Genomic DNA, 17,109 nt, shown 5'->3' on the forward strand with positions numbered 1-17,109 from the left:
CCGGAGGCGAAAAGCCGCGGCGGAACAACGGGATCAATCTCGAGGACAACACCATGCGTGTGGCGGCAGGACTGATTTTGGCAAGTGCGATGTCTCTTGCGATGACGGGCGCGGCATGGTCGCAGACCCCACCTGCAAAGCCCGCTGCCGCGACGCAAGCCCCTCCGGTGGCAACGCCGGCTGCGGCTGCGCCCGCTCCGGCTCCGGCACCCGCTCCTGCAGTAGCGGCCGCCGCGCCGGCGGGTTTCGTCAATCCTCCCCCGCCCAAACAAGCTCCGCAACCCGCCCGCGCAGCCTGCAACACGCCGGGCGCGCTCGGCGTCGCCCGCACTGTCGAGATCGACACCACCGGCGGTCCCGGCTTCGGCTTCGAGCATTTCAAGGAGCTCGATTTCCTGCGCGACCACGAGGTGGTGCTGACCTTCGATGACGGCCCCTGGCCTAAAAACACGCCCGCGGTGCTGAAGGCGCTCGCCGACGAGTGCACCACCGGCATCTTCTTCTCTATCGGCAAGCACGCGACCTACGAGCCGGAGATTCTCAAACAGGTCTACGCGGCCGGCCATACCGTCGGCACCCACACCTGGTCGCACGCCAACCTCAACAACAAGAAGCTCACGGAAGCGCAGCGCAAGGAAGAGATCGAGAAGGGCCTGTCTGCCGTGAAGTGGGCGCTCGGCGGCATTTCGCCCTCGCCGTTCTTCCGCTTCCCGGCGCTCCAGCATCCGCCGGAGATGGTCACCTATCTCGGCAACCGCAACACCGCGATCTTCTCCTGCGACATCGACTCCTTCGACTTCAAGGCTTCGAAACCCGAGAAGGTGGTCGAGACCGTCATGAAGAAGCTGGATACCAAGGGCAAGGGCATCATCCTGATGCACGACTTCCAGAAGCACACTGCGGAGGCCCTCCCCGAATTGCTCAAGCGCCTGAAGGCCGGCGGTTATAAGGTGGTGGCGATGCGCGCCAAGTTCCCGGCCTCGACGCTGCCGGAATACGACCAGGAGCTGCTCAAGGACGTCAAGCTGCCGACGGTGAGCACCCGGCCGGTCAACAGCGTCGTGACGACGGTTTCCGAATAGCCGCGCCATTGTCCTTTCGGATCGAAGGCTACGTCATCGTCTCCGCGGACGGCATGCTCGCCGACGCTGACCATGTCATGCCCGACAGCCTGAAATTCGAAGGCGACAAGCTGTTCTTCGAACAGGCGCTCGATCGCGCGGCGCTGATCGTGCACGGTCGTCACTCGCACGAGCAGCAGCCGAATTCACCCAAGCGCAAGCGCCTGATCCTGACGCGCAAGATCAAGGCGCTGACCGTCGATCCCGAGATGCCGAACGCGACCTTGTGGAATCCGGATCACGCCAGCTTCGAAGACGCCTGCGCGTTCGCCGATGTCGCTTCCGGTACCATCGCAATCATCGGCGGGCCCGTCGTGTTCGACATGTTCATGGACCGCTACGACACGTTCTGGCTGTCGGAAGCCCCGCATCTGCGGCTGCCCGGCGGCGAAGGCTGTTTTGTCGAAGTACCGTCGCGTACACCTCGGGAAGTGCTGGCCTCACACGGGATGAAGCCGGGAGCGCCGTATCTGCTCGATGCGGCGCATGACGTGACCGTCACGCCGTGGCGCAGGACGTAGTGGTTTAACCTTCACACGTCCCCGTAGGCTGCCTCCGCCGGACGCGTGACGCGGCCGTAGCCCATGATCATGAACAGCGCGCCGATGATCGACAGGTTCTTGAGGGCGTCGACCAGCATCTTGCCGTTGTCGGGCGGAACCTGGTTCCAGAAGTCGTAGAACAGGAAGGTCGCGACCGCGAGATAGACGATCATCAGCATCGCGAAGAAGCGCGCGCCGAAATTCAGAGCGATCATCACCCCCGCGACGATCTCGAGCACGCCGACCGCGATCGCCAGCAGTTGCGGCGTGGTCATGGCCGTCGCCGTCTCGATCTGCTTGGTGTAAGGCGCAATCATGTCCGGCACGACAACCTTGGCGGCGATGAAATCAACCGTCGACTGCATGGCAAACAGTCTTGCCGCACCCGTGTAGATGAACAGCACGGCGAACAGGATCCGCCCGAAAGTCACGAACGCTGGCATGATCGGCCTCTTTGCTCAGGCTTTTTGAAACCGGATTTTTGGCGAAAGCACTAAGGGATTATGGAGAGTCATTCGCCGGTTTACAAACGGGGAAATGGAAAACTGCGAGCAATTCAAAGTTGGTGGCGCGCTATTCGCTTGGCGCTCCCTAGCGGAATCGAAAAAAGCAGCGACCGCACCGCGCTCGGCGTCATGGCCGGGCACGACGAGCCTGCGGAACGATCGCGGCTCCGAGAGACGCCCAACGCGCCGCCCCGCCCCTTACGTAAACAACGTCGGCTGCTGCCGCGACGCGCGCTCCTGCGCTTCCACCACAGCCACCGCGGTCATGTTGAGGATGCCTCGCGCCGTCACCGACGGGGTCAGGATGTGGGCCGGGCGCGCCGGGCCGATCAGGATCGGACCGACGGGCAGCGCGTCCGCCAGCGACTTGATCATCTGGTAGGCGACGTTGGCGGTGTCGAGGCTTGGCATGATCATGATGTTGGCCTCGCCCTCGAGATTGGAGTGCGGCAGCACCATTTTGCGCGCAGCGGCCGAGAGCGCGGTGTCGCCCTGCATCTCGCCGTCGGCCTCGAGTTCCGGATGCTTCTCCTTCAGGAGCTGGGTTGCCCGGCGCATCTTGCGCGAGGATTCCGTGTCGTAGCTGCCGAAATCCGAATGCGAGACGAAGGCGATCTTCGGCTTGATGTTGAAGCGTTGGACGTGGACCGCCGCGAGCGAGGCGATCTCGGCGAGCTCTTCGGCGCTCGGATTGGGCCGCACCTGGGTATCGGCGATGAAGAAGGCGCCCTTGCTCGTGATCAGCAGCGCCAGCGCCGCATAGTCGCTGATCCCCGGCGTAAACCCGACGATCTCGCGGACATGGCGCAGATGACTCATGTAGCGGCCCTCGACGCCGCAGAGCATGGCATCCGCCTCTCCGCGCACCACTGCGAGCGCCGCGATGACGGTGTTGTTGGTGCGCACCACCGTGCGCGCCGCATCCGGCGTCACGCCGCGGCGGCCGGCGACCTCGACATAGGACTGCACGTAGGAGCGGTAGCGCGGATCGTCCTCGGGATTGACGAGGTCGAAGTCCTTGCCGGCCTTGATCGACAGGCCGAAACGCTTGATGCGCGCCTCGACCACCGAGGGACGTCCGACCAGGATGGGGGTCGCCAGCTTCTCTTCCAGCACCACCTGGGTCGCGCGCAGCACGCGCTCATCCTCGCCTTCGGCGTAGATCACGCGCACCGGCTGGGTCTTGGCCTTGGCGAACATCGGCTTCATGACGAGGCCGGAGCGGAACGCGAAGCGCTCGAGCAGCGCGGTGTACTCGTCGAAATTGGTGATGGGCCGGGTCGCAACGCCCGATTCCATCGCGGCCTTCGCCACCGCCGGCGCGATGCGCAGGATCAACCTCGGATCAAAGGGACTCGGGATCAGCGAGCCCGGGCCAAACCCTTGCGTCTCGCCGGTGTCGAAGCCTTGCGCGACCGCATCGGACGGCGCCTCGCGCGCGAGCTGCGCGATGGCCTCCACGGCCGCGTGCTTCATCTCCTCGTTGATGGCGCTGGCGCCGACGTCGAGCGCGCCGCGGAAGATGAAGGGAAAGCACAGGACATTGTTGACCTGGTTCGGAAAATCGGAGCGGCCGGTGCAGATCATGGCGTCGGGACGCACTTTGCGCGCCTCCTCCGGCATGATCTCCGGCGTCGGGTTCGCGAGCGCCATGATGAGCGGCTTGTCGCCCATCGCCTTGGCCATCTCGGGCTTGAGCACGCCCGGTGCGGACAGGCCGATGAAGATGTCCGCGCCGCCGATCACGTCGGCGAGCGTGCGCTTGTCGGTCTTCTGCGCATAGACCGCCTTCCAACGATCCATGGTGGTGTTGCGGCCTTCGTGCACGAGGCCGTCGATGTCGCAGACCCAGATGTTCTTGCGCTGCGCGCCCATCGACACCAGCAGGTTCAGTGTCGCGAGCGCTGCGGCCCCTGCCCCCGATGCCACGATCTTGACGTCCGACAGGTTCTTGCCGTTGAGGCGCAGCCCGTTGGTGATCGCGGCGGCGACGATGATCGCGGTGCCATGCTGGTCGTCATGAAAGACCGGGATCTTCATGCGCTCCTTGAGCTGCGCCTCGATCTCGAAGCATTCCGGTCCGCGGATGTCCTCGAGATTGATGCCGCCGAAGGTCGGCTCGAGCGCGGCCACCGTCTCGACCACACGCTCGATGGTGTCGGCCGCGATCTCGATGTCGAACACGTCGATGCCGGCGAATTTCTTGAAGAGGACCGCCTTGCCCTCCATCACCGGCTTCGAGGCCAGCGGGCCGATATTGCCGAGGCCGAGCACGGCGGTGCCGTTCGAAACCACGGCGACCAGATTGGAGCGGATTGTCAGCGTCGCCGCTTCCGCGGGGTTCTTGGCGATCTCCATGCAGGCGGCGGCGACGCCCGGCGAATAGGCCAGCGCGAGGTCGCGCTGGTTGGCAAGCGGCTTGCTTGCCTGGATCTCGAGCTTTCCGGGGCGCGGCAGCCGATGATAGGCCAGCGCCGCCTGGTGGAGATCATCAGAATAGGACGACATGCGGTGTCTTGCCTCGCGTTACCGGCCTCAAACTACATTGTCCTGACCGGTCCGCCTTCGGGTGGTATTTCCGGGTCATGGAAACGGGATGAAGCACGCCGGGCGCCCCGGTGGCAACATCCGATTGCGGCCCCATCAACAGGGCGCGCGGTCAAATATCTGATAGCGCTAGCTTTCCCTGGACCGCGCGTTGCTTTGCGAATATGGCAGGTTGCCTCGTGCAACGCGGGCAACTGGAGCTGGGAATGAAGCGAATCCTGATCGGCCTGATCGTCGTGACCGTGGTCGCCGCGAGCGGATGGTTCGGCTTCAGCTTCTACGCAAAACATCGCGTCACTGCCGAGATCGAGGCGGCGTTCGAGCAGATCCGGGCCAGTGGCGGCAAGGCGAGCCACGGCAAGGTGGCGTTCGATCTGACGAGCCGGACGTTGACGATCGAGGATATCGCGGTTGAGCCTGCCAACCAGCCACAGGCTCATGTCAAGATCGCCGCTATCAAGGGCGTGGGCATTCGTCAGGTCGAAGAGACACGCTTCGCGGCCGACAGCATCGATATCTCGGGCTTCGAGGTCGCGCTGGACGAAATCGGCCCCGCGAAGCTGAAAGTCTTCTACAAGGTGCCGCAGTTGACCATGCGGGATTACGTCGGTCCCATTCATGCTCAGAACGCGCCGACGTCAGGCTCCCTGATCGACATGTACCGTTTCGTGCTCGATCAGTACGCAAACGTGACGGCTTCTTCCATCATAGTGCCGACCCTCGCAGTCGCCTTCGATGCGGGCAAAAGCGCCGGAGGCAGTGGCGAGGTCGCCTATTCGGGTCTTGCGATCCAAAAGCTCGGCCAGGGCAAGATCGCCACGATCAAGGCGGAGCGCGCCAGTTTCACGATCAACGTGCCGCAGCCGGGCAAGGCGGACAAGCTGACCGGCGAGGTGTCCGACATCATCATCAATGATTTCGATTCTACCGCGATGGCCGCCGCGCTCGATCCCCAGAAGGCCAACGACGACAGCTATCATCGTGTCTACGGACAGATGTCCAGCGGCACTTATGTCGTGACGTCGACGCTCGGCATCCGGATGCAGGTCGATGGGATCGCCATCACCGACATTGCGGTGCAACCGTCGAAATTCCGGCCCGCCGAGATCCTGGCGCTGCTGCCGGCGGACAGCTCGGTCCCGCCGACGCCGGCGCAATCGCGCTTGATGATGGAAAAGCTCGCCGGGTTCTACGAAGGCCTTCGCGTCGGCAAGATCGAGATCGGCACCATGTCGATGACGACCCCGCAAGGAACGCCCCGGCTGAGGGCCATCAGATACCAAGAGGGCGAGTTCGCGCTCGAGGGCCTCGATGCGCCGACGCCGCAAGGTCAAATCAAGATGGAGCGCTTCGCACTCAAATCGCTCAGCATCGCGAATTTGATGCGTTGGGCGGCAAGCCTCACCACTCCCGGGCGGGCGCCCTCGCCGGATCAGATGCTCGGGCTGTTCGGCGTGCTCGCAGGCGCGGAGATCAAGGGCGTGACGGCGCCGTTCAAGACCACCAAGAAGCTGGTCACGATCGACACGCTGAGCCTGGACTGGGGGCAGCTGGTCGGCTCGATCCCGAGCAAGGCGCATGTGGTTGCCAAACTTGTCACGCCCACCGATCCTTCCGATCCGAATCAGCTTCCATTGCTAGCCGCCGGCGTCGACAAGCTCGCCATCGACCTCGATCTCGGCGCCGCCTGGACCGAACAGTCCAACAGCTTCGCCCTGACGCCCGCGACCCTCGACATCGGAGGGATCGCAAGAGCGCAACTGCGTATCGGCCTCGGCAACGTACCACGCGAGGTGTTTTCGGCCGATCCCGCCCAGCTCATGGGCCAGGCGGCCCAGATCGAGGCGGGCACGCTCGAATTTTCATTGCGCGACGGCGGCGTCGTCGATCTCGTCGCGGCACAGTTCGCGCGCATGCAGAATGTCAGCCGCGATACCGCACGCCAGGCGCTCGTCGAGAGCATCAAGGCTAAACGCGAGCAAGTTGCTTCCGCCAATCCGGATGCAAACGCGGCCGTGGACGCGATCGCCCGCTTCGTCGAGACACCGGGCCAGACGCTTTCCATCAAGCTGTCCCCGCGCGCCAAGGCACCGCTGATGCAATTGATGCAGCTCTTGCAAACCGACCCACAGAGCGCGCTTGCGCAGTTCAGGATCGAGGCGTCGACGGGGCTGTAGGGCGAGCCGGCCCGCGCACGCCTCACTTGCCGTCATGGCCGGGCTTCTCCCGGCCATCCACGTTCTCTCATGCAATCCTAAAAACGTGGATGCCCGGGACAAGCCCGGGCATGACGAATCCGTGGCCCTCTCCCGCGTGAGAGGAGAGGCGTTGCATTCACTTCTGCGGCAGATTCACCTTCACATGCAGCTCGCGGAGCTGCTTGGGGCTGGGCTCCGACGGTGCGCCCATCAAGAGGTCCATAGCCTGCTGGTTCATCGGGAACAGCGAGATCTCGCGCAGATTGTTGGTGCCGCACAAGAGCATGACGATGCGGTCGACGCCGGCGGCCATGCCGCCATGCGGCGGGGCGCCGTACTGGAAGGCGCGGTACATGCCGCCGAAGCGATCGACGACTTCCTGCTCGCCATAGCCGGCGATCTCGAACGCCTTCACCATCGCTTCCGGCACGTGGTTGCGGATTCCGCCGGAGGCGATCTCGTAGCCGTTGCAGGTGATGTCGTACTGGAACGCCTTGATGGTCAGCGGGTCCTGACCCTTCAGCGCCTCGAGGCCGCCCTGCGGCATCGAGAACGGGTTGTGCGAGAAGTCGACCTTCTTGTCTTCCTCGTTGTACTCGTACATCGGGAAGTCGACGATCCAGGCGAGCTCGAACCGCTCCTTGTCGGTGAGGTTCAACTCCTCGCCTACCTTGTTGCGGGCCAATCCTGAAAACTTCCAGAACTTGTCGGGATCGCCGGCGACGAAGAACGCGGCATCGCCTTCCTTCACGCCGATCTGCGCGCGGATCGCGGCGGTGCGCTCAGCACCGATGTTGTTGGCGAGCGGACCGGCCCCCTCGCCGCCCTCGCGCCACATGATGTAGCCGAGGCCCGGCTGTCCCTCGCCCTGCGCCCAAGAATTCATGCGGTCGCAGAAGGCGCGAGAACCGCCGCCCGGCGCCGGGATCGCCCACACCTGGTTCTTGGGGTCCTCCAACATCCGCGCGAACACCTTGAAGCCGGAGCCGCGGAAGTGTTCGGAGACGTCCTGCATCTCGATCGGGTTGCGCAAGTCCGGCTTGTCGGAGCCGTATTTGCGCAGCGCCTCGGCGAACGGAATGCGGCGCCAGCCCTTGGTCACCGGCTTGCCCTTGGCGAACTCCTCGAACACGCCGGTGATGACAGGCTCCATCGCGGCGAAGACGTCGTCCTGCGTGACAAAGCTCATCTCGACGTCGAGCTGGTAGAACTCGCCCGGCAGACGATCCGCGCGCGGATCCTCGTCGCGGAAGCAGGGCGCGATCTGGAAGTAGCGATCGAAGCCCGACATCATCAGGAGCTGCTTGTACTGCTGCGGCGCCTGCGGCAGTGCATAGAACTTCCCGGGATGAATGCGCGATGGCACCAGGAAGTCGCGCGCGCCCTCCGGCGAGGACGCGGTCAGGATCGGGGTATTGAACTCGAAGAAGCCCTGCCCCTCCATGCGCCTGCGCATCGACTTGATGATTTCGACCCGCGTCATGATGTTCTGGTGCAGCTTCTCGCGACGCAGGTCGAGGAAGCGGTACTTCAGGCGGATGTCTTCAGGGTATTCCTGGTCCCCGAACACCGGCAGCGGCAGGTCGCCGGCCGGGCCCAACACCTCGATCTCGCTGACATAGATCTCGATCTTGCCGGTGGGCAAATCGTCATTGTCGGTGCCTTCGGGACGGCGGCGGACCTTGCCGTCCATCTTGACCACGAATTCCGAGCGCAGCTTCTCGGCCTGCGCAAACGCCGGCGAGTCCGGGTCGACCACGCACTGGGTCAGGCCGTAATGGTCGCGCAGGTCGATGAACAGCACGCCGCCGTGGTCGCGAACGCGATGGACCCAGCCTGACAGGCGGACCGTCTCGCCGATGTTGCTCTCGCGGAGCGCGCCGCATGTATGTGACCGGTAGCGATGCATGGTCGTCCCAAATTCAATGTCGGAGGATCGAATCGAACCGCCGAGACGGCAGGCCCAAAGTTGCGGCAGGGTTTACCCGACGAGGCCGGGTGCGGCAACCAATGGAACGGCCCGTTTTCGGCTGGAAGTGCCCATTTTTGCCCAATCTGGGCTCAAGCCTTTGCCATCAGGCGTTCCACGCCTATCTTGAGGCCATGACAGTCCATTTCCCGTTCCAGAACTCCTATTCGGCGCTGCCCGACAGCTTTTTCGCCCGGGTCGCACCGACGCCGGTGGCGGCGCCCCGGCTGATCAAGCTGAACCGGCCGCTGGCGGTCCAGCTCGGGCTCGATCCAGATGTGCTGGAGACCCCTGAGGGCGCCGAAATCCTGGCGGGCAAGACGGTTCCCGCCGGTGCCGATCCAATCGCCATGGCCTATGCCGGCCACCAGTTCGGACAGTTCGTGCCTCAGCTCGGCGACGGACGGGCGGTGCTGCTCGGCGAAGTCATCGACAAGGATGGCATCCGCCGCGACATCCAACTCAAGGGCTCGGGACCCACCCCGTTCTCCCGCCGCGGCGATGGCCGTGCCGCGCTCGGGCCGGTGCTGCGCGAATATATCGTGAGCGAAGCGATGTTCGCACTGGGCATCCCGACCACGCGCTCACTCGCTGCCGTCGTCACCGGCGAGCACGTCATCCGCGAAACCGCGCTGCCCGGCGCGGTGCTGACCCGCGTCGCCTCGAGCCACATCCGCGTCGGCACCTTCCAGTTCTTCGCGGTCCGCCGCGACACCGACGCCATTCGCCGGCTCGCTGACCATGTGATCGCCCGCCATTATCCGGAGCTATCAGGCGCCGAGCGGCCCTATCACGCGCTGCTGTCCGGCGTGGTCGCGCGCCAGGCCGATCTGGTCGCACGCTGGCTGCTGGTCGGCTTCATCCACGGCGTGATGAACACCGACAACAGCTCCATCTCCGGCGAGACCATCGATTACGGCCCGTGCGCCTTCATGGACGCCTACAACCCTTCGCAGGTGTTTTCCTCGATCGACGAGATGGGCCGCTATGCCTATGCCAACCAGCCGCGCATCGCGCTGTGGAATCTGACGCGGCTGGCCGAATGCCTGCTGCCGCTGTTCTCCGACGATCAGGAAAAGGCGGTCGCCGAGGCCCAGGACATTCTCGGCGCCTTCTCCGACACGTTCAGCAACGCCTATCAGGCGGGCCTGCGCAAGAAGGTCGGCCTGTTCACGGAGCGCGACGGCGACGATGCGCTGATCCAGGACCTGCTCGACGCCATGGCGAAGAACCAGGCCGACTTCACCCTCACCTTCCGCAAGCTTGGTGATGCCGCTGGCGATCCGGCTGCGGACGATGCACGCGCCCAGTTCATGGACCCCGGGGCGTTCGATGAGTGGGCCAGGCGCTGGCACGAGCGCACAGCCCTGGAGCCGCAGAGCGCAGCCGAACGGCAAGCCGCCATGCACGCCGTCAACCCGATGTTCATCCCGCGCAACCACCGCGTCGAGGCCGTGATCCAGGCCGCCGTCAACAACGACGACTACACGCCGTTCGAGGAATTGGTGAAGGTGCTGGCAATGCCGTTCGAGGACCAGCCGGACTACGCCGCCTACGCCGATCCCCCGCTGCCAGACCAGCGAGTGCTGCAGACGTTTTGCGGGACCTAGAGGCAAATTCGGTGCGTAGGGTGGATTAGCCGAAGGCGTAATCCACCACCTGTCTCTCAACAAGCGGAAGTAAAGCGGTGGATTACGCTTCGCTAATCCACCCTACGACTGACGCTGCCGCGATCATCAAGCCCGCTCTCCGAACTCGCCTGTCATGTTGAGATCGCCACCCCAATCCTCGGGAAACAGTCCGTCGCGGACATCGCGATGAAACGACGAGTACGGCCAGTCACCCACGTTCGAAACGTGCCCGTGCTTGACGGGATTGTAGTAGCAGTACTCAACGTGACGTGCGTAATCGGTCTCGTCGCGGATGAGATGCTCCCAGAAGCGGCGCTGCCAGATTCCGCGCTCGTTTCGTGCAGCGCGGACGGCACTTAGACGCTCGTTCATTGGTAGCGCTTTGGCGAAACGCGTCTTGATCAATCGCCAACGTACCGAAAAATTCGCATCGTCTGGTGGCAGCTTCCAGATTGCGTGGATATGATCCGGTAGAACGACGAAAGCATTGATGGAGAACGGGTGGCTTTGGCGCGTTGCGGCGACTGCATCTCGCAACAACTCGATCCGGTCAGTCAGCAGAGCTTTCCGCCTATCAAGCAGATTCACCGTGAAGAACCAGCAACCTCCCGGAACGAATGCGCGGCGGTAGTCCGACATAGAGCAGCAAATACCACAACTTGCAGTTGGCTCACAGTGGTGGATTACGCCTTCGGCTAATCCACCCTACCGAGCCGAGCTTGTGGACGCCTCGCGCCACCGGAACCGCTGTCATCAAACTGAAACACTCGCACTCTAACGGCCTGTCAGGGTCGTCTTGCCGGAGGCGCCCACCCTCCAACGATCCTGACAAGCGCCATGCCCTTCAAGTTCATCCACATCACCGACACGCATCTCGCGAACCCCGGGTTGAAGCTGTATGGCCTCGATCCGCGCGCCCGGCTTGACGCTGCGATTGCCGACATCAACAAGCATCACGTCGATGCCGCCTTCGCGGTCGTGACCGGCGACCTCACCCATTGGGGCGAGGCCGAATCCTACGCCAATTTCGCCGACGCAATGGCGGCGTTGAAAATCCCCTACATCGCCATGGTCGGCAATCACGACCGCCGCGTCACCTGCCTCGATAGTCTTAAGTCCGCCCCGCGCGATTCCAACGGTTTCGTGCAGGGCACGCGCACCACCGAGCACGGCCTGTTCGTGTTTCTGGACACGCTGGACGAGACCAGCCACGCCGGTGAGATGTGCGCCAAGCGCCTGGGGTGGCTCGCAAGCACGCTGGCAGCCGCGCCGGCGGACATGCCCTTCGTCGTCTTCATGCATCATCCGCCGTTCCCGGTCGGCGTCCACGCGATGGACGAAATCTCGCTGGCACAGAGCGCCGAGTTCGCCGAGGTGATCGCGCCCTATCGTTCGCGCATCCGCCACCTCTTCTTCGGCCACGTGCACCGGCCGACCTTCGGCAGCTACGGCAAGATCCCATTCTCGACGCTTCGCGGCACCAACCACCAGGTCTGGTTCGAGCTCGACGCTGCTGCGGCCGAGCATCTCGCCAGCCATGAGCCGCCGGCCTACGGCGTGGTGCTGATCGACGGCGAGAACCTGGTCGTGCACAGCCACGACTTCCTCGACACCAGTCTGCGCTTTCCCTTCGAGCCACCGGCGGGAGTGGACGGCCGCGACTATGCGCTCAATTTCCCGGCGCGATGAGATGAGCTTCGCAGAACCCGCGGCTCTCCCGGTCGCGGCCTCGGCGCCACCGCGCCTGCATATCCTGAATCGGTTCTCTCACCGCTTCAAAACCTCGCTGCCGGCCTATCTGCTACTGCTGCCATCGCTCGTTTTCCTAGCGCTGTTCACCTACGGTGCGATGGGCCGCGTCCTCGTCGACGCGCTGTATCAGCGCGCCACGCCCAGGGCGCCGGTCCGTTTCGTCGGTCTCGACAACATCGCAGCGGTGCTTGCGGATCCCGCCTTCACCGGCGCGGTCGTCAACAATCTCGTCTATGCCGTCGGCACCGCGGTCCCGAGCATCGGACTTGCGTTGCTGTTCGCGCTGGCGCTGTCGCGCACCAACGCCGTGACCAGCGTGCTGCGCGCCGCGCTGTTTCTGCCGGTGCTGATTCCGATGGTCGCGGCCTCTGCGCTGTTCCTGTTCATCTTCCTGCCCAATGTCGGACTGCTCGACTATTACATTGGCAGCCTGCTTCCGGTGCTGCCGAACTGGCTCGGCGATTCCGACATCGCGCTTTATGCGATCATGGTCATCACGATCTGGAAGAACGCCGGCTACTACATGCTGTTCTTCCTGGCCGGCCTGCAGGCGGTGCCGGAAGATGTCATGGAAGCCGCCCATCTCGACGGCGCCGGTCCGTACCAGCGGCTGCGCCACATCATCCTCCCCGAGCTCAAGCCCACCTTCCTGTTCGTCACGGTCATCGCCACGCTCAACGCGGTCACGCAGGTCGACCACGTCTTCGTCATGACCAAGGGCGGCCCGTCCAACGCGACCAATCTCGTGCTGTTCTACATCTACCAGCAGGCGGTCGAGCACTACGACATCGGCAAGGCCTCGGCAGCGACACTGCTGACGCTTGCGGCGCTGATGGGCCTCACCGCGCTCTCTTTCCGGACCATGGCAAACCGCGAGGGGTCATGAAGCTGGTCGACCGTCTGTTCAGGGACGCCCCGCTCGCCACGCGCCGCGAGATCACGCCAAAGCTCGGCTTTGCGCTGACCGTGCTGCTCGCGGTCATCTGGCTGATCCCGTTCCTGTGGATGGGCGTGGCGACGTTGCGCCCGGCATCTGACGGAATCAATCTGATGGCCGAGCTGATGCCGAGCCTGAAGCCGACACTCGACAACGTCAGGGACGCCTGGGAGATCGGCGATTTCCCGCGCTACACCCTCAACACCATCATCATCTGCACCGGCATCCTCCTGGTGCAGGTCTTCACGATCACGCTGGCGGGCTTTGCCTTTGCCCGGCTCGACTTCGCCGGCAAGACGCTGATCTTCTATCTGTTCCTGATGCAGCTGATGCTGGTGCCTGTGCTGCTGATCGTGCCCAATTTGAGCCTGGTGGCGCAGCTCGGCCTCTACGACACGCTCACCGGCGTGATGATGCCGTTCTTCGCTTCGGCCTTCGGCACCTTCCTGATGCGGCAAGCGTTCGAGGCTATACCGACCGAGCTGGAAGACGCCGCCCTGATCGACGGCGCCAGCCTTCTCCAGCGCATCCGCCACATCTACGTGCCGCTGTCGATGCCGAGCTTCTCGGCCTTCGCCATCATCTCCGTGACCAGCCATTGGAACGACTTCCTGTGGCCTCTGATGGTGATCAACTCGCCGGACAAGCGGCCGCTCACGGTCGGGCTCTCGGTATTCACCGCGACCGCGGAAGGCACGCAGGCCTGGGGCACCATCGCCGCCGGCACGCTGATGGTGATCGCACCGCTGCTGATCACCTTCCTGATCTTCCAGAAACGCTTCATCAGCTCTTTCGTCACCTCAGGCATCAAATAGGAGATTTCTCGATGCAATTTTCCCGCAGGCTCATGCTTGGCCTTGCCATCGCAGGCACTTTGGCAAGCGCCCTCACCTTCCCGGCGCTGGCCGAAGGCCCGACCGAGATAGACCTGTTCTTTCCCGTTCCCGTCGACGGCAAGCTCGCCCGCGACATGGGCACCCTGATCAAGGAGTTCAACGAGACCCATCCCGCGATCAAGGCGACCGCCGTCTACACCGGCTCTTATGACGACACGCTGATCAAGACGCGCGCCTCGATCAAGGCCGGCAAGCCGCCGGCTGCCGTGATCATGTCGGCGAACTTCCTGCTCGATATGCAGATCGAGAACGAGCTCACAAACCTCGATCCCTTGATCGCCTCCGACGGCACCACCAAGGAGCAGTTTCTGGGCCAGTTCTTTCCGGCGCTGCAGGGCAACGCGGTGATCAACCGCTCGGTCTACGGCGTGCCATTCCATAATTCGACGCCGCTGCTCTACATCAACGCCGACAAGGCGAAGGAAGCGGGCCTCGATCCGAGCAAGCCGCCGCAGACCTGGGCCGAATTGACCGACTGGGCCAAAAAGCTCACCAAGCGCGAGGGTGACAAGGTGACCCAATGGGGCATCGCGATCCCCTGCGCCTACGACTATTGCGGCTGGATGATGGAAACGCTCACCATGACCAATGGCGGGCGCTACTACAACGAGGAGTTCGGCGGCGAGGTCTATTACGACGCGCCCTCGATGCTGGGCGCGCTGACCTGGTGGAACGACCTCGTCACCAAGCACAAGGTTCACGCACCCGGCGCTACGCCCGGCCCTGCCGTCAGCACCTCTTTCATCTCCGGCAACGCCGCGATGATGATGCTCTCGACGGGCTCGCTGACCTATGTGCGCGACAATGCCAAGTTCGCCTACAAGGTCGCGTTCATCCCGCGCAACGTCCGCAACGCCGTGCCGATCGGCGGCGCCTCGCTGATCGTTCCGGCGGGCCAGGAAGCCGACAAGCAGAAGGCCGCCTGGACGCTGATCAAGTGGATGACCTCGCCCGAGAAGAGCGGCTGGTGGAGCCGCGCCACCGGCTATTTCGCCCCGAACATGGCCGCCTACAAGACGCCTGAGATGGTCGAATTCCTGAACAAGAACCCGGACGCCAAGACCGCCGTCGAGCAGCTCGACGTCGCAAAACCGTGGTTTGCGACCTACAAGACCGTGCCGGTGCGCAAGACGCTGGAGGACGAGGTCATGCTGGTCCTCAACGGAAAGAAGCAGCCGAAGGAGGCCCTCGTCGCCGCCCAGAAGGCCGCGGACGAGACGCTGAAGCCGTACAATGCGGAGACATCGCTGAAGCTGCCGTAAGGCCGGCGACATCGGCAAGACAAGCCTCGGCGCTCCGTCATGCGGGGCGCCGAATTCGTTGGACGGCCGCCCCCGTTAACCCCGCGTCCACCATCCGGCCCACCCCGGGCGCCGGTAACCACGAGAATTAACAAACCCTCAATTCGCCCCAGACAAGTTTAGCGATGTTTCTGAGGGGTTTTGCCGTGGATCTGTTGGTTTTCGAGTTCCTGGGGCTGGCGCTGGTCGCCATGTGCGTGGTCGTGGTGGCGCTGCCTTGTGCGCGCAAACCCTCCCGGCGGGTCCGCTACGAATAGGATTTTCGTCGGAAAATGCGATTCCGGCCCAAATGCAAGGCTCGAATTCGCTTCGAGCCCCTTGACATCACAGCGCTTTCGGCAGAACGGCTGATGGACTTGTCATGGGCCGTTCATGGATTTAATTACCACCACCGCTGACCTTGCGGCTGCCTGCAGCCGGCTGGCCAAGCACCCCGTCATTACCGTCGATACCGAGTTCCTGCGCGAGACCACCTATTACCCGCTGCTGTGCGTGGTGCAGATGGCCAGCGCCGAGGAAGCGATCGTCATCGACACCCTGGCCGCGGGCATCGACCTCAAGCCGTTCTTCGAGCTGATGGCCAATGAGGCCGTGCTGAAGGTGTTCCACGCCGCCCGGCAGGACATCGAGATCATCTGGCACCAGGCGGGCATCATCCCGCACCCGGTGTTCGATACCCAAGTCGCGGCCATGGTGCTCGGCTACGGCGACAGCATCGCCTACGACGCGCTGGTCGAGAAGGTCACCGGACACCGTCCGGACAAGACCCACCGCTTCACCGACTGGTCGCGCCGGCCGCTGACCAAGGAACAGATGCATTATGCGGTCTCCGACGTCACGCATCTGCGCGACGTGTTCGCCGCGCTCGATGCCGACCTCAAGAAGCGCCGCCGCAGCGAATGGGTCTCGATCGAGATGGAGGTCCTGACCTCGCCCAAGACCTACGACTTCCACCCCGAGCGCGCCTGGGAACGGCTCAAGACGCGAGTGCGCAAACCCAAGGACCTCGCGGTCCTGATGGAGGTCGCCGCCTGGCGCGAGCAGGAGGCGCAGAGCCGCGACGTGCCGCGCGGCCGCGTGCTGCGCGACGAGGCCGTCAGCGACATCGCGACCCACGCGCCGAATACGATCGAGAAGCTCGCAAACCTGCGCTCCGTGCCGAAGGGTTTTGAGAAATCCAAATGGGGCGCCGACATCGTCGCCGCCGTCGAGCGCGGTCTGGCGCGCGATCACGCCACGCTGCCGAAGCTGGAAAAGCCGCGCAACAACAACAATGGCGCCGCGATCGTCGAGCTGTTGAAGGTGCTGCTGCGCATGACCGCGGAGCGCCATGCGGTCGCCAGCAAGGTGATTGCGACCGTCGACGATCTCGAGGAGATCGCGGCCGACGACGAGGCCGACGTGCCGGCGCTACGCGGCTGGCGCCGCGAGCTGTTCGGCGAGGCCGCACTGAAACTGAAGCGCGGCGAGCTGGCGCTGGCGGTCGAGAAAGGCCGCGTGATCGGGGTCCAGCGGGCGGAATAGGCCCGATGCCTCCTTGTCGTCATGGCGAAGGCCGGGACCCATACCACGGAATCTATCGTGGCGGGCGGTGGCTGTACCGAACGACCAATCTTCGCCAAACCACTCCCTGTGGTGATGGGGTCCTGGCTTTCGCCAGGACGACACCGAGAGCGCGGCGGATCGCTCCGCCTGCACTGACGTTTCCC

Annotated in this window: 13 protein-coding genes; 9 read left to right on the top strand and 4 right to left on the bottom strand. The window is 63.9% G+C overall.

The features are described 5' to 3' along the window. Nucleotides 1–53 precede the first annotated feature (53 nt). Both AC0L27_RS05035 and AC0L27_RS05040 read left to right on the top strand, forming a co-directional pair. Complete coding sequence (locus AC0L27_RS05035) at nt 54–1,082, top strand: polysaccharide deacetylase family protein (protein ID WP_354203888.1); 1,029 nt, start codon at nt 54–56, stop codon at nt 1,080–1,082. An 8-nt stretch (nt 1,083–1,090) separates the two neighbouring features. Then, nucleotides 1,091–1,642, top strand: coding sequence for a dihydrofolate reductase family protein (locus AC0L27_RS05040; RefSeq protein ID WP_354203890.1), 552 nt, complete (start codon nt 1,091–1,093; stop codon nt 1,640–1,642). Nucleotides 1,643–1,653: 11 nt separating this feature from the next. Here the strand turns inward: AC0L27_RS05040 and AC0L27_RS05045 are convergent, their stop codons facing one another. Both AC0L27_RS05045 and AC0L27_RS05050 read right to left on the bottom strand, forming a co-directional pair. Beyond that, nucleotides 1,654–2,106, bottom strand: a complete 453-nt coding sequence (locus AC0L27_RS05045) for a DoxX family protein (RefSeq protein ID WP_354203892.1) — start codon at nt 2,104–2,106, stop codon at nt 1,654–1,656. 261 nt (nt 2,107–2,367) lie between these two features. Next, complete coding sequence (locus AC0L27_RS05050) at nt 2,368–4,677, bottom strand: NADP-dependent malic enzyme (RefSeq protein ID WP_007609425.1); 2,310 nt, start codon at nt 4,675–4,677, stop codon at nt 2,368–2,370. Between the two features lie 245 nt (nt 4,678–4,922). Here AC0L27_RS05050 and AC0L27_RS05055 point away from each other — a divergent pair, with 245 nt between their 5' ends. Continuing rightward, nucleotides 4,923–6,893 (top strand): hypothetical protein, encoded by a 1,971-nt coding sequence (locus tag AC0L27_RS05055; RefSeq protein ID WP_473318017.1) that lies wholly within the window; start codon nt 4,923–4,925, stop codon nt 6,891–6,893. A gap of 157 nt (nt 6,894–7,050) precedes the next feature. Here AC0L27_RS05055 and aspS read toward each other — a convergent pair whose 3' ends face one another. Continuing rightward, entirely contained in the window at nt 7,051–8,823 is a 1,773-nt protein-coding gene (gene aspS, locus AC0L27_RS05060) for an aspartate--tRNA ligase (protein WP_275167165.1), read from the bottom strand. Between the two features lie 194 nt (nt 8,824–9,017). On the opposite strand from aspS, the gene AC0L27_RS05065 reads away from it, so the two are divergent. Next, nucleotides 9,018–10,493, top strand: a complete 1,476-nt coding sequence (locus AC0L27_RS05065) for a protein adenylyltransferase SelO (RefSeq protein ID WP_354203897.1) — start codon at nt 9,018–9,020, stop codon at nt 10,491–10,493. Nucleotides 10,494–10,619: 126 nt separating this feature from the next. Here the strand turns inward: AC0L27_RS05065 and AC0L27_RS05070 are convergent, their stop codons facing one another. Beyond that, nucleotides 10,620–11,153 carry an REP-associated tyrosine transposase gene (locus tag AC0L27_RS05070; protein ID WP_354203899.1) on the bottom strand — a complete coding sequence of 178 codons (534 nt, stop codon included), beginning with the start codon at nt 11,151–11,153 and terminating at the stop codon, nt 10,620–10,622. Nucleotides 11,154–11,351: 198 nt separating this feature from the next. Here AC0L27_RS05070 and AC0L27_RS05075 point away from each other — a divergent pair, with 198 nt between their 5' ends. The 5 genes from AC0L27_RS05075 (at nt 11,352) to rnd (ending at nt 16,924) form a co-directional block, all read left to right on the top strand. After that, nucleotides 11,352–12,203, top strand: a complete 852-nt coding sequence (locus AC0L27_RS05075) for a phosphodiesterase (protein ID WP_473318019.1) — start codon at nt 11,352–11,354, stop codon at nt 12,201–12,203. 1 nt (nt 12,204) lies between these two features. Next, nucleotides 12,205–13,152, top strand: a complete 948-nt coding sequence (locus tag AC0L27_RS05080) for a carbohydrate ABC transporter permease (RefSeq protein ID WP_354203901.1) — start codon at nt 12,205–12,207, stop codon at nt 13,150–13,152. Continuing rightward, nucleotides 13,149–14,018 carry a carbohydrate ABC transporter permease gene (locus tag AC0L27_RS05085; protein WP_354203903.1) on the top strand — a complete coding sequence of 290 codons (870 nt, stop codon included), beginning with the start codon at nt 13,149–13,151 and terminating at the stop codon, nt 14,016–14,018. The genes AC0L27_RS05080 and AC0L27_RS05085 overlap by 4 nt, the downstream gene beginning before the upstream one ends. Before the next feature lie 11 nt (nt 14,019–14,029). After that, a complete protein-coding gene (locus AC0L27_RS05090; protein ID WP_354203905.1) occupies nt 14,030–15,361 on the top strand; it encodes an ABC transporter substrate-binding protein in 1,332 nt (443 codons plus the stop codon). 411 nt (nt 15,362–15,772) lie between these two features. Next, on the top strand, nt 15,773–16,924 hold the full coding sequence (gene rnd / locus AC0L27_RS05095) for a ribonuclease D (RefSeq protein ID WP_007591909.1): 1,152 nt from the start codon (nt 15,773–15,775) through the stop codon (nt 16,922–16,924). Nucleotides 16,925–17,109 lie beyond the last annotated feature (185 nt).

The organism is Bradyrhizobium sp. Ken51 (assembly GCF_055807435.1).

Excerpts from the sequence above, each read along its gene's own strand:
- AC0L27_RS05035 (WP_354203888.1), top strand. The coding sequence starts at position 54 with ATGCGTGTGGCGGCAGGACTGATTTTGGCAAGTGCGATGTCTCTTGCG.
- AC0L27_RS05045 (WP_354203892.1), bottom strand. The coding sequence starts at position 2,106 with ATGCCAGCGTTCGTGACTTTCGGGCGGATCCTGTTCGCCGTGCTGTTC.
- AC0L27_RS05050 (WP_007609425.1), bottom strand. The coding sequence starts at position 4,677 with ATGTCGTCCTATTCTGATGATCTCCACCAGGCGGCGCTGGCCTATCAT.
- AC0L27_RS05055 (WP_473318017.1), top strand. The coding sequence starts at position 4,923 with ATGAAGCGAATCCTGATCGGCCTGATCGTCGTGACCGTGGTCGCCGCG.
- aspS (WP_275167165.1), bottom strand. The coding sequence starts at position 8,823 with ATGCATCGCTACCGGTCACATACATGCGGCGCGCTCCGCGAGAGCAAC.
- AC0L27_RS05065 (WP_354203897.1), top strand. The coding sequence starts at position 9,018 with ATGACAGTCCATTTCCCGTTCCAGAACTCCTATTCGGCGCTGCCCGAC.
- AC0L27_RS05070 (WP_354203899.1), bottom strand. The coding sequence starts at position 11,153 with ATGTCGGACTACCGCCGCGCATTCGTTCCGGGAGGTTGCTGGTTCTTC.
- AC0L27_RS05075 (WP_473318019.1), top strand. The coding sequence starts at position 11,352 with ATGCCCTTCAAGTTCATCCACATCACCGACACGCATCTCGCGAACCCC.
- AC0L27_RS05080 (WP_354203901.1), top strand. The coding sequence starts at position 12,205 with ATGAGCTTCGCAGAACCCGCGGCTCTCCCGGTCGCGGCCTCGGCGCCA.
- AC0L27_RS05085 (WP_354203903.1), top strand. The coding sequence starts at position 13,149 with ATGAAGCTGGTCGACCGTCTGTTCAGGGACGCCCCGCTCGCCACGCGC.
- AC0L27_RS05090 (WP_354203905.1), top strand. The coding sequence starts at position 14,030 with ATGCAATTTTCCCGCAGGCTCATGCTTGGCCTTGCCATCGCAGGCACT.
- rnd (WP_007591909.1), top strand. The coding sequence starts at position 15,773 with ATGGATTTAATTACCACCACCGCTGACCTTGCGGCTGCCTGCAGCCGG.